At 72.9% G+C, this 12,015-nt stretch carries 12 protein-coding genes and 1 riboswitch; of the genes, 7 read left to right on the top strand and 5 right to left on the bottom strand.

Annotated features, from left to right (window positions below; all coding sequences use genetic code 11):
* Nucleotides 1-6 precede the first annotated feature (6 nt).
* The 7 genes from E8D34_RS03135 (at nucleotide 7) to E8D34_RS03165 (ending at nucleotide 7,504) form a co-directional block, all read left to right on the top strand.
* Nucleotides 7-1,185 (top strand): AAA family ATPase, encoded by a 1,179-nt coding sequence (locus E8D34_RS03135; RefSeq protein ID WP_136593132.1) that lies wholly within the window; start codon nucleotides 7-9, stop codon nucleotides 1,183-1,185.
* A complete protein-coding gene (locus E8D34_RS03140; protein WP_136593133.1) occupies nucleotides 1,185-2,915 on the top strand; it encodes a CpaF family protein in 1,731 nt (576 codons plus the stop codon). The genes E8D34_RS03135 and E8D34_RS03140 overlap by 1 nt, the downstream gene beginning before the upstream one ends.
* A complete protein-coding gene (locus E8D34_RS03145; RefSeq protein ID WP_136593134.1) occupies nucleotides 2,915-3,991 on the top strand; it encodes a type II secretion system F family protein in 1,077 nt (358 codons plus the stop codon). The genes E8D34_RS03140 and E8D34_RS03145 overlap by 1 nt, the downstream gene beginning before the upstream one ends.
* A complete protein-coding gene (locus E8D34_RS03150; RefSeq protein ID WP_136593135.1) occupies nucleotides 3,991-4,914 on the top strand; it encodes a type II secretion system F family protein in 924 nt (307 codons plus the stop codon). Before E8D34_RS03145 ends, E8D34_RS03150 begins: the two co-directional genes overlap by 1 nt.
* A gap of 4 nt (nucleotides 4,915-4,918) precedes the next feature.
* Entirely contained in the window at nucleotides 4,919-6,451 is a 1,533-nt protein-coding gene (locus E8D34_RS03155; protein WP_136593136.1) for a sensor histidine kinase, read from the top strand.
* Nucleotides 6,452-6,476: 25 nt separating this feature from the next.
* The gene (locus E8D34_RS03160; RefSeq protein WP_136593137.1) at nucleotides 6,477-7,130 is read left to right on the top strand and encodes a response regulator transcription factor; all 654 of its coding nucleotides are present in this window, start codon (nucleotides 6,477-6,479) and stop codon (nucleotides 7,128-7,130) included.
* Between the two features lie 182 nt (nucleotides 7,131-7,312).
* The gene (locus E8D34_RS03165; protein ID WP_136593138.1) at nucleotides 7,313-7,504 is read left to right on the top strand and encodes a Flp family type IVb pilin; all 192 of its coding nucleotides are present in this window, start codon (nucleotides 7,313-7,315) and stop codon (nucleotides 7,502-7,504) included.
* 42 nt (nucleotides 7,505-7,546) lie between these two features.
* On the opposite strand, the gene E8D34_RS03170 is transcribed toward E8D34_RS03165, so the two are convergent.
* From E8D34_RS03170 to E8D34_RS03190, 5 genes are all read right to left on the bottom strand, one after another.
* Nucleotides 7,547-8,875, bottom strand: a complete 1,329-nt coding sequence (locus tag E8D34_RS03170) for a M48 family metallopeptidase (protein ID WP_240771063.1) — start codon at nucleotides 8,873-8,875, stop codon at nucleotides 7,547-7,549.
* Between the two features lie 4 nt (nucleotides 8,876-8,879).
* The gene (locus E8D34_RS03175) at nucleotides 8,880-10,103 is read right to left on the bottom strand and encodes a hypothetical protein (RefSeq protein WP_136593139.1); all 1,224 of its coding nucleotides are present in this window, start codon (nucleotides 10,101-10,103) and stop codon (nucleotides 8,880-8,882) included.
* 67 nt (nucleotides 10,104-10,170) lie between these two features.
* Complete coding sequence (locus tag E8D34_RS03180) at nucleotides 10,171-11,172, bottom strand: C40 family peptidase (RefSeq protein ID WP_240771064.1); 1,002 nt, start codon at nucleotides 11,170-11,172, stop codon at nucleotides 10,171-10,173.
* Nucleotides 11,173-11,196: 24 nt separating this feature from the next.
* Nucleotides 11,197-11,346: riboswitch (cyclic di-AMP (ydaO/yuaA leader) on the bottom strand.
* Nucleotides 11,347-11,496: 150 nt separating this feature from the next.
* Nucleotides 11,497-11,700: a hypothetical protein gene (locus E8D34_RS03185; RefSeq protein ID WP_136593140.1), complete on the bottom strand. Its 204-nt coding sequence runs from the start codon at nucleotides 11,698-11,700 to the stop codon at nucleotides 11,497-11,499.
* A 67-nt stretch (nucleotides 11,701-11,767) separates the two neighbouring features.
* Nucleotides 11,768-11,998, bottom strand: coding sequence for a hypothetical protein (locus E8D34_RS03190; RefSeq protein ID WP_136593141.1), 231 nt, complete (start codon nucleotides 11,996-11,998; stop codon nucleotides 11,768-11,770).
* Nucleotides 11,999-12,015 lie beyond the last annotated feature (17 nt).

The raw sequence follows: 12,015 nt of genomic DNA on the forward strand, positions 1-12,015 counted from the left end.
TCACAGATGCCCGTCATCGTCGAGGCCGACTCGGCCGTCGTTCCCCAGCTCCAACGGGCGCTGCCCGCCGGATCCCACGTCGTCGCCACCGTCGACGGCATGCTCGCCTGGCTCGACCAGCGCACGGACGAGTACGGCGTGGTCCTCGGCCCGTCCGTCGGCCTGGAGGTCGCCTTCTCGGTCGCCGAGCTGCTCCGGATCACCCGCCCCGCGGTGAGCGTGGTCCTGGTCCGCCAGACCGTCGACACCACGGTCCTCACCCGGTCGATGCAGGCCGGCGTCCGCGACGTGGTGACCACCGAGGACCACGCCGTCCTCGCCGGCGCCATCGAGCGAGCCCACCAGCTGCACCGCGCGCTGCGCGGGATCACCGACGACGCCGAGCGCGGCAAGATCGTCACCGTCTTCTCGCCCAAGGGCGGGGTCGGCAAGACCACCTCGTCGGTCAACCTGGCCCTGACCCTCGCCGACGACGGGGCCCGCAAGGTCTGCCTGGTGGACCTCGACCTCGCGTTCGGCGACGTCGCGATCACCATGCAGATGTTCCCCAGCAACTCCATCGAGCAGGCGATCGGCTCCGAGAACTCCGTCGACCTGTCCATGCTGGAGGGCCTGCTCACGCCGCACCCGAGCGGACTCGCGGTGCTCGCCGCACCGGCGCACCCCGACGTCCGGGAGCGGATCTCACCGCTCCTCATCGCGCGCATCCTGCGCACGCTGCGCGACGGCTTCGACTTCGTGGTGGTCGACACCTCACCGTCCTTCGACGACGCCACGCTGACGGCGCTGGACGAGACCGACGAGTGCGTCATCGTCGCCACGCTCGACGTGCCGACCCTGAAGAACGTCAAGGTGGCGCTGGAGACGATGGACATGCTCAGCATCGCCCGCGGCCACCGACACCTGCTGCTGAACCGCGCCGACGACGCGGTCGGCATCACCGTCGAGAAGGTCGAGTCGATCCTGGACATGCCGGTCAGCGCACAGATCGCCACGGCCGTCGACGTCGCCGCGGCGACGAACGCCGGCACCCCGATCGTGGCCCAGAAGCCGCAGCACCAGGCCAGCCAGGCCTACCTGAACCTCGCCACGAGCCTGATCGGAGAGCCGTTGACCGGCGTCGGCGTCGGCGTCGGCGGCGGGGACGCGCGGTCGCGCAGCCTGTTCCGCCGCGGGAGGAACTGATGTCGACCCTCTCCGAGCGCCTCGAGGCGGCGCGCCGCAGCGTCGCCGGCAAGCACGCGGACACGCCGTCGGACCCGAGCCCGAGCGGCGGCGACGCCGCGCCGACCGCCACCCGCCCCTCGCACGCGGCAGCGACCGCAACGGTCGGTGGCTCGGCCGCGCCGACCGCACCGACCGCACCGGCCGCACCGCCGGCCGCGGCAGCGCCGGCCGTGGCAGCGCCGACCGTGGCAGCGCGGTCCGCCGTGGCAGTCACACCGGCCACACCGGCCGCGCGCCCGGCACAGCCGCAGACCCCGCCGTCCAGCACGGCGGGGCCGCTGTCCTCCCGCATGGCCCCGTCGCCCGGGCCGGTCGCCCCGGCGCCCGGTCCGCTCTCCTCGCGCACCGCCGCGGCGGCGCACGGCGGCAGCGAGAACCGACCGGCGCAGCTGCGCGCCCTCGCCGGCCAGGAGCCGGACCGGATCGAGGAGCTGAAGGCCAGCGTCCACGCCACGCTGCTCGCGCAGCTCGGGGCGCAGCTCTACGACCAGGACCTGGACCAGTCCGAGCTGGACAGCCGGGTGCGGAGCGTCCTCGGCAGCGTCCTCGCCGCCCAGGACCAGCCGCTCAGCAACGCCGACCGGGCCCGCCTGACCAGCGAGATCACCGACGACATCCTCGGCTACGGACCGATCGACCCCTACCTCCGCGACCCGGAGGTCTCCGAGGTCATGGTCAACGGCCACGACGACGTGTGGCTCGAACGGCGCGGTCGGCTGGTCAAGGCCGAGGCCCGGTTCGCCGACGAGGCGCACCTGCGGCGCACGATCGACAAGATCGTCTCCCGGGTCGGCCGCCGCATCGACGAGTCGAGCCCCATGGTCGACGCCCGCCTCCCCGACGGCAGTCGCGTCAACGCCGTCGTGCCGCCGCTGGCGCTCGACGGCTCGGCCCTCACGATCCGCAAGTTCTCCGCCGACGCGCTCACCGTCCACGACCTGCTCGCCACGGGGGCGTTGAGCCCCGAGGCCGCCGACTTCCTGCACGCCTGCGTGCGGGGCCGGCTGAACATCGTGGTCTCGGGGGGCACCGGGGCCGGCAAGACCACGACGCTGAACGTGCTCTCCTCCTTCATCCCGCCCGACGAGCGGATCGTCACGATCGAGGATGCCGCCGAGCTGCAGCTCTCCCAGGGCCACGTGGTGCGGCTGGAGGCGCGGCCGTCCAACATCGAGGGCAAGGGCGCGGTGACCATCCGCGACCTGGTCCGCAACAGCCTGCGGATGCGCCCCGACCGGGTGATCGTCGGCGAGGTCCGTGACGCCTCCGCGCTGGACATGCTGCAGGCGATGAACACCGGCCACGACGGCTCCATCTGCACCCTGCACTCCAACGGCCCCCGCGACACGCTCTCCCGGATGGAGACGATGGTGCTGATGGCCGGCATGGACCTGCCGGTCCGGGTGATCCGGGAGCAGATGGCCTCCGCCGTCGACCTGATCGTCCACCAGGCCCGGTTCAAGGACGGCACCCGGCGCATCACGCACATCACCGAGGTCGAGCGGATGGAGGGCGAGATCATCACCCTCCAGGACATCTTCCGCTTCGACAGCAGCGCGGGGTACGACGAGTCGGGGCGCTCGCTCGGGCGGCTCCGCTCCACCAACCTGCGACCGAAGTTCCTCGACAAGCTGGCGGCGGCCAACGTCAGCGTGGACCCCGCCCTGTTCGCGGCGGATCCCTTCTGATGCGGCGCCTCGTCCTCGCCGCGGGCCTCACCGGCTGGCTCGGCGCGCTCCTCGGGCTCGGCCTGGCCGCACCCGCCTCCGCGTCGGTGACCGACCTCGTCGCCCCCGCCTCCGGGGCGCACGACTGGATGCTCCTCGCGGGCACCGGGATCCTCGGTCTCGGCGCGATCGCGACGGCGGTCCTGCTCGTTCCCCGGCGGGCGACCACGCTGACCGTGGAGGACCGCATCTCGGCGTACTCCACCGCGTCGGCGGTGGGGGCCGAGGGCGGTCCCGCGACCGGGCGGGCGCACGCCGCCGCCGCCGGGCTGCTCCGGCGCAACCCGAAGCTCGAGGACCGGATCACCCGGCGGCTGAAGGCCGCGGGCAGCGAGCTGCAGAGCACGGAGTGGCTGCTGATCAACGCGGGCTCGGTGGTGGCCGCACTCGCGCTGGGCCTGCTGGTCGGACGGGGGGCCGTCGCCCCGGTCCTGCTCTTCGTCGTGGCCGGAGCCGTGCTGCCGACGGCCCTCATGCGGATGCGCGCGGGTCGCCGCGGCAAGGCCTTCCAGGCCGCGCTGCCCGAGACCCTGCAGCTGATGGCCAGCGCGCTCTCGGCCGGGCTCTCCCTGGCTCAGGCCGTGGACACCATCGTGCGCGAGGGCCCCGAGCCCATCGCGTCGGAGTTCCAGCGGGTGCTGATGGAGAACCGGATCGGCATCAGCCTCGAGGACGCCTTCGACGGCGTCGCGCAGCGGTTCGAGAGCCGGGACTTCGCCTGGGTGGTGATGGCGATCCGGATCCAGCGCCAGGTCGGCGGCAACCTCAGCGAGCTGCTCACCACCGTGGCCGAGACGATGCGGGAGCGCGAGTACCTCCGCAGGCAGGTGCACGCCCTGGCCGCGGAGGGCCGCTACTCGGCCTACGTCCTGGTCGGGCTGCCCGTCGGTTTCTTCCTCTTCCAGTGCTTCGCCCAGCGTGACTACATCGCGACGATGTGGACCGACCCGATCGGCATCGTGGTTCTCCTCGGCGCGGCGGTGTGGCTGATGGTCGGGACGTTCTGGATGCGTCGCATGGTCCGGGTGGAGGTCTGATGACGATGATGATGGCCGCCGCGACGCTCCTCGGCGTGGCCGTGGTCCTGTCCCTCGGCGCGATCGTGCTGCCGCGCCGCGTCGACCCCGTCACTCGCGCCCTCGACGCGCTGGAGCGCACGTCGCCGAACGCCGAGTCGCTCCGCCGGGAGGCCGAGCGCCCGTTCGTGGAGCGGGTCGTGGCGCCGGTCCACGAGCGCGCGAGCCGGATCGGTCGCCGGATCACCGGAGCCGACAAGGCCGACCGCCTCCAGCGCCGGCTCGACGTGGCCGGCAACCCGCACGACTGGGGCGTCGACCACATCCTGGCGTTCAAGGTCGTCGGCGCCACCGCGCTGCCGCCACTCGCGCTCGCCTACTGCACGCTGCTCGGCTTCGGCCTGACCACCACGGCCGTGGCCGCGGCCGCGGCGGTGGCCGTCGGGTTCTTCGCCGCCGACATGTACGTCTACCACCTCGGCTACGAGCGGAGTGCCGCGATCCGCGGCACCCTGGCCGACGCCGTCGACCTGTTGGCGATCAGCGTCGAAGCCGGCCTGGGCTTCGACGCCGCGCTGCAGCAGGTCGCCACCAACACCACGGGCCCGTTCGCCGAGGAGCTCGCGCGGCTGCTGCGCGAGATGCAGCTGGGGCGCGGGCGCGCGGAGGCGCTGCGTCGACTGGGCGAGCGCACCGACCTGCCGGAGCTGAAGTCGTTCGTCAGCGCGATGGTCCAGGCGGATGCGTTCGGCGTCTCGGTGGCCTCCGTGCTGCGAAGCCAGGCCGGCGAGATGCGCCTCAAGCGGCGTCAGTATGCTGAGGCGAAGGCCCGTCAGGTGCCTGTGAAGATGATGGTGCCGCTGGTGCTGTGCATCCTGCCGTGCCTCCTGATCGTGGTCATCGGACCTGCCGCCATCGAGATGTACCGGACCCTGGACCTCTAGCCACATGCCGACCCACCAGACGTCCGTCGTCATCGCGGCGTCGCGCCTCTTCACGCTCCTGGCGATCAGCGCCCAGGTGGTCGGCGCGCCGCACTCCGACGCGCTCCCGGCGATCGCGGGCCTCGGCATCATGTGGCTCTACCAGGTGCTGGCGCAGGCCGTGGGCAGACCGCGCCTGGCGCTCGGTCCGACCACCGAGGCCGCCGCCGTCGGCGCGCTGTGCGCCCTCGGCATGGAGTCGTCGCCGGCCGTGCTGGCGGCGCTGCTCGTGCCGCCCCTGTGCGCCACGATGTCGCACGGACTGCAGGCGATGGCCCGCACCGCCCTGGTCGAGGTCGTCACCGTCGTCGCGCTCGGTGCCCTGTGGTGGCACACCATCACGCCCGACCAGGGCGTGGCCATCTTCACCTGGGTCGCCGCCGGCATCGGGCTCAGCCTGGTCGCGGGCGCCACCGTCGCCGGTGAGCCCGGCCTGCCGGACCCGCTGCGGCCCTACCGCGACGCCCAGCACCTGATCCGTCAGCTCATCGGGCTGTCGGGCAACCTGAGCTCCGGACTCGACACCGGGGCGCTCGGCGGCGGCCTGCTGGCCGACCTCGGCGACCTCGTGCCGACGCGAGCGCGCTTCCTCTACGTGCCGCGCGGCGAGGACCTCACGCCGGTGGCGGCGAGCCCCAGTGCCACCCCGGAGGACTCCGCCGCCTGCGAGGAGCTGGCCCGCCAGGCACGGCTCCTCTCCCGGACGGTGATCTCCCCGGCCGGCTTCGCGTTCCCCATCGGCGACCACGCAGTGCTCGCCGCACTGCTCACCGAGGACACCGAGATCGGGCAGGACCAGAACAGCCTGGACAAGGTGCGCGCGGGCCTCGCCCCGGCAGCCGTGCGCCTCGACACCGCTCTGCTGTTCACCCAGTTCCGGGACGCCGCGACCGCCGACGAGCGCAAGCGGCTGGCGCGCGAGATGCACGACGGCGTAGCCCAGGACATCGCCTCCATCGGCTACATCGTCGACGCGCTCGCGGCGCGCCCCGCCGACGACACCCAGGCGACCCAGCTCAACGCACTGCGCGACCGGGTGACCAAGGTGGTCGCCGAGGTACGGCAGTCGGTCACCAACCTGCGCACCAGCATCGGCGAGAACGAGAGCCTGGGCGCCGCGATCAGCGGAGTCGCGCGGCACCTCTCCGAGGCCTCCGGCATCGCGATCCAGGTCCGGCTGGACGAGCAGCCCGCGCGGCTGCGCCCGGAGGTCGAGGCCGAGCTGTTCCGCATCACCCAGGAGGCGATCAACAACGCCGTGAAGCACTCCCGGGCGAACCGCATCGACGTGCTGTGCCACGTCTCTCCCCCGCACGCCCGGATCACGGTGACCGACGACGGGGTCGGCCTGCAGACGGGTCGGACCGACTCGCACGGGCTGACGATCATGCGCGAGCGGGCGAAATTAATCGGCGCTGACCTCAGCGTCCGGGACAATGCCAGCAGGGGCCTGACGGTCTCCGTGACGCTGCGGCCGCAGCCCGTCACCGCCGGATGACGCTGAGCACAGGGGGACACCACGGATGAGCGACCGACCGACCAAGGTACTGCTCATCGACGACCACGAGCTGATCCGCAACGGACTGGGCGTCGTCCTCGACCTCGAGCCGGACATGGAGGTCGTCGCCACCGTCGCCACGGTCGCCGAGGGCATCGCCGCCGCCCACGAGCTCCGGCCCGACGTGGTGGTCACCGATCTCCAGCTCCAGGACGGCACCGGGCTCGACGTGGTCCGCACCCTGCGCGCGGCCAGCGACACCCTCGGCCTCGTGGTGCTCACCATGCACTCGGGCGACGAGCAGATCTTCGCGGCCATGCAGGCCGGCGCGTCCGGCTTCGTCGGCAAGGACGCCCCCGCCACCGAGGTGATCAAGGCGACGCGGCACGCCGCCGTCTCCCCTCGCGCCTTCGTCTGCGCCGGGCTCGTCGGCGCGATGATCCGCCGTCAGTCCGCCGAGTCGACCGCGCTGACCGAGCGTGAGCACGAGGTGCTGCTGCTGCTCGCGGAGGGGCTCAACGCCGCCGCGATCGGGCAGCACCTCTACCTGTCGGAGTCCTCCACCAAGTCGCACATCGCGCGGATCTACCAGAAGCTGGGCGCCGCGAACCGCGCGCAGGCACTGGTCACCGCGATGCGGATCGGCCTGCTCTCCACGGTCCAGCCCTCCGCCCGCTGACGCGCCTCGTCCCGCGCGGCGACGACCCTCGCGTCGCGGACCCCGGCCCGGCCTCCTTAGTCACAACGGACTAGGAATCCGGAGACGAACTCCCGATTCGCCGAGAGGGTCGCTTGCAGCAGAGTGGTAGGCGTCGGGGAACGATCACCCCCCGGGGACAACGATCACTCTAGGAGTCACCAATGGTGCAGTACCTTCACGCACTTCTCATCTCGCGCTTCGTGCGCACCGAGCGCGGAGCTTCCGCCGTCGAGTACGGCCTCCTGGTCGCGCTCATCGCGCTCGCGCTGATCGCCGGCGCGACGGCGCTCGGCGGCGGGTTGGACAAGATCTTCACCAATTCGGCCAGCAAGCTCAGCAGCGCGGCCGGCTGAGTCTCGATCCCGGCCACCGCGGCGACGCCGGGGAAGCCGTCGTCACGGCACACGTGACGCCAGCGCCACCCGCTGCAGCACCGTCGGGTGCGAACCGAACCACCACTGGGAGAGCCTGGGCGGAGTCGGATCCGCCAGGCTCGTGAGGGCCAGCTCCTTCTGCAACGCGACGAAGGAGCTGGCCCTTCCCGTTGTCTCCAGGGCCACCACGTCCGCGCGGGTCTCCACCCGCCGGCTGATCCCGTTCTCCAGCGGCGACGCCAGCAGGCCGCCGAAGGCGAGCAGCGCGAGCACCACCGGCACCACCGTGCCGTCGCGCAGCCATGCCGATCCTTCTCGCGATCGCGCCGCGCCCTCTCGCCGCGGCGTCGCGCCGCGGCGCCGTGTCCGCAGCAGCACCAGCGCCATCAGCCCCGAGGCGGCCACCGCTCCCGCCATCCCGAGCAGCGTTCCGACGAGCACGTCGTCGTACTTCGCGTGCGCGAGCTCGTGGGCGACCACGGCCAACGCCTCGTCCTCCGGCAGGTCGCGCACCAGGTTGTCGTAGAGCACCACGCGCCGCGTGCTGCCGAAGCCGGACACGTAGGCGTTCAGGGTGCTCGTGCGCCGGGAGGCGTCGGAGACCAGGACGTCGTCCACCCCGACCTGCTCGCGGTCCGCCAGGTCCAGGATCTCCGAGCGCAGCTGCCCCTGCGGGAGCGGCTCGAAGGAGTTGAAGAGCGGCTCCACCAGCACCGGGTAGACGTAGGAGCCCAGCAGCACCGCCGTCGCAGCCCCGCCGGCCACCACGGCCGGCCAGGAACGCCGCCAACGGCGCGCACAGGCGGTCGCCAGCACGAGCGCCACCGCGGTCACCACGATCGAGAGCAGCAGGGACACCGCCTGGTCCCTGGCCCACCCGGCCCACGACGAGGTGGCGAGCCCTTCGTGCAGCAGCAGCCGGCGATAGCCGATCCGCGTCGGCAGCGTGACCAGGCGGACCGCCAGGGAGACGAGCGCCACCAGGATCACCGCTCGACTCCACCACGGCCCCGGGACGGCGGCCGCCCACCGGCGCCCGGTCCGGCTGAAGCCGAGCCACCCGACGAGCGCCAGCGAGATCGCCAGCGTGCTCCAGCTCCAGACCCGCGCCCAGGTCGCGAACTCCTCGGCACGCTGGATCTGCGCGGCGCTGAACAGCGACTCCGCCGCGGCCGGGTCCGGCGCGCCGCCCGGGACCGGGGACCAGGGCACCAACCAGGCCGCGAGCCCGACGAGGACGGCCACGCCGACGGCGAGAGACGCCGCCGCGACCCTGATCGCCACGCGGTCGGCGGAGCCGCCCCTGTCCGTCACGTCGCCGTCGGCGGCAAGGGAGTCGTCGGTCTGCACGGACCTACTGTGACAGGCCCGCCACGGTGGCGATCCGGGCCCGCCACTCCCTCGTGAGCTCCTCGACGGTCCACCCGGCCCGGCGGCGCAGGGCGGCGTCGAGGTCGGCACCGGTCAGCACGTCGTCGTAGAGCGCGATCAGGGCGGCCTCGCCGGCGCGGTCGGCGATCACCACGCAGGCGAGCCACGCGGCCTCGTACTGCGCCCCGAGGTGCTCGGCGGAGGTGTTGAAGGCGGCCTGCTCCGGCAGCCGATCCGGGACCCCGTTGCGCCGCGCCTGGGCGCTGATCTGTCCCGCGGTCCGAGTGGTCGGAAGGTCGACCTCGCGCAGCGCCACGTAGTCGGCGAAGCCCTCCACCAGCCACAGCGGTGCCCCGACGGCCAGCGGTGCGCGCGTCACGGCGTGCACCGTCTCGTGGGTGACCACGACCTGTGCGGCGACCCGGTCGAGCGGATCGAACTCCCCCGGGTTGATCAGGACGTGGACCGGTGCGTCGTCGGCGACCGACCCGTCGACCGGCGCGGTGACGGCGGCCACCGCGTCGTACTGGTGCGCGCCGGCCGCCAGCGCGCGGTGCAGCTCAGCGGCGCTCCGCGGCGCCTCGAGCACGACGCTCGGCGCGCCGCCGAGGGTCGCGCCGACCGAGTCCACCGCGGCGCGGGCCAGGCGCGCGAGCCGCTCGGTGCGGGCGGCACCGCCCCGGGAGACCACCAGGTAGCGCGGTCCCCGCGCGACGGCGACGGGTCCGGCGGCCCAGATGGGGGTGGCGGCCCCGCCACCGCCGAGGCGCGCGACGCTCTCACCGTCCGCCGTGAACGCCACCTCGACCTCGCGCCGTGCGACGCCGTCGTCGTACCCGGCGTAGCGCCAGCTCAGCTCCGCCGATGCGGTCCACTCGCCGTCACCACGCTGCGCGCCGGTGCTGGCGAGGTAGCGCAGCCGTATGTCGACCAGTCGCACCCGCCGCACGTTGGTCGCGGCCGCGGCCAGCTGTCGTCGCACCCGGTCGTCGGCCGCGAGGGAGCCCGCACCGTCGGCGTCGCCCGCGCTCAGCGCACGCTCGAGGGCGACCAGCGTCGACGCGGCCGCGGACTCGTCGCGGGTCGTCGCCGGTGCCGAGGGCCGCGGCGCGACGTACGGCTCGGAGCACCCGGTCGCCATCAGGGCGACCACCAGCGCACCGCCGAGCGCCGAGCGGAGCCGGGGTCGCGGCGAAGGGGCCTGCACCCGACGATTCTCGCCTACCGGTCGCGCGGCGACGGACGCGGGCCGACCGCGAGGCCGGTCCCGGGACTCAGCCCGGGCGGACCGCACCCACGTACGGCATCGAGTGCAGCGGCGAGGTCGTGACGCCGGCTCCCGGGTTGGCCGCGTGCACGATCATGCCGTTGCCGATGTAGATGCCGACATGGCTGATCGGGCTGTAGTAGAAAACGAGGTCGCCGGGCCGGAGCTGGCTCTCGGAGACGCGGGCTCCGGAGCTGAACTGGGCGCTGGAGGAGTGCGGCAGCGAGACGCCGGCCTGCGCCCAGGCCATCATCGTCAGGCCCGAGCAGTCGAAGGCGCTCGGGCCGGCGGCGCCGTAGACGTAGGCCTTGCCCACCTGGCCCATGGCGTAGGAGAGGGCCGATCCGGATCGGCCGGAGGCGGGAACGGCGGTGGTGGTGGTCGGCACCGTGCGCTCGGCGTCGCGGGAGAGGACGGCCTGACGCTCCTCCTCCTCGAGCTCGTCGAGAAGGTCCTCGGCGTCGGCGAGCTTGGAGTCGGCGGTCGCCTTCTCGTCCTTCAGCTGCTGCTCGATCGACTTGATCCGGTCGCGCCGGTCAGCGGTCTGGTCGCGCCGGATGTTGTAGGCCTTGAGCTCGTCGCCGTACTGGGAGAGCAGCGAGTCCTGGAGGTCGTTGACCGTCGACAGGGTGGAGAGCTGGGTCAGGAAGCCCTCGGAGTCGGACTCCAACAGCTCACCGGCGGCACCGAGGGTCTGGCCCTGGTACTGGGAGATCATCGCCTCGCGCACGTCGCTGCGGACACCCGCGAGCACGGAGCCCTGACGCTTCTGGTCGGCCTTGAGGGAGCCCAGCTCGGCGTTGAGCTCGTCGAGCTCGATCTTCGCGTCGTTGTAGCGCTCCGAGGCCTGCTCGGCCTGGTGCAGGAGCGTCTCGACGCGGTCGCGGACGGTCTCGATGTCGGGGTCAGCCTGCGCCGAGGTCTGCGTGCCGGCGACGGCGATGCCGACGGATCCGGACACCGCGAGAGCGGCGATCGCTGCGGTGATGCGGTTGCGGCCGTTCAGCACGAGCTGGCGGTCCCCTTCGTGTCGTACGCCTACCGGGTGAGCTGACGGATTCGGGCACGACTTGCCCTACCCGCACTCCACGCCCTGGTTCTCACCGTGGCGCTCTCGTGCGGGACTCACCCCAGAGGTGGTGTGGTTCCCCGGCTCCGGACCGCTGGCGGCCCGGACTCAGCGCGGTGCCCGCGCGGGTCGGTTGACCCACTTCCACGAACACCTGAGACCGCACAATAGCCAGCGCCACGGCGCTCGCCCAAGACGACGCAGCAAATTGGGTCACTCCATTGTGAGACGCATCTCACACTCGCGGGTGTGCTCCACCCGGACTCAGGCCGACTCGACCTCGGGACCGGCGACCGGGCGCACCAGGCGCAAGGGCGGCACCAGGCCCGAGTCGGCCAGGACGTCGAGCGCGCGCAGCTCGTCGTCGTCGATGGTCAGCTCGGGCGGAGGGCCCAGCAGCACGGTCACGACGCAGTCGTGACAAGCCAGGCCTCGCACCACACACGTGTCGCAGTCGATCTTGGTCATGGACACAGGCTGCGCGCCCCCTCCGACACAACGGCGGGGGCTGCCCCGGCGACTCGGGGGCCGGAGGTCAGGCGTCGGCGCGGGCGACCAGCTCGATGGCGTCGTCGCGACCGCACCAGCGGCACCGAACGCTCTCCACCGTCTCGGCGAGCACCTCCGCCTCCTCGACCTTCGGCTCCCCCGGCAGGTCGAGGTGCCAGAACTCGGCCGTACGGCGGGTGCGGGTGACGTCGAAGCGCGTCAGGTTGCCGCAGCCCCCGCAGCGCCACCGGTGCGACTCGTCGGGAAGTTCAGGCATGCGCGCAGTCTAGGGGC

Source organism: Nocardioides sp. GY 10113 (assembly GCF_004919105.1).
Taxonomy (GTDB): Bacteria; Actinomycetota; Actinomycetes; order Propionibacteriales; family Nocardioidaceae; genus Nocardioides.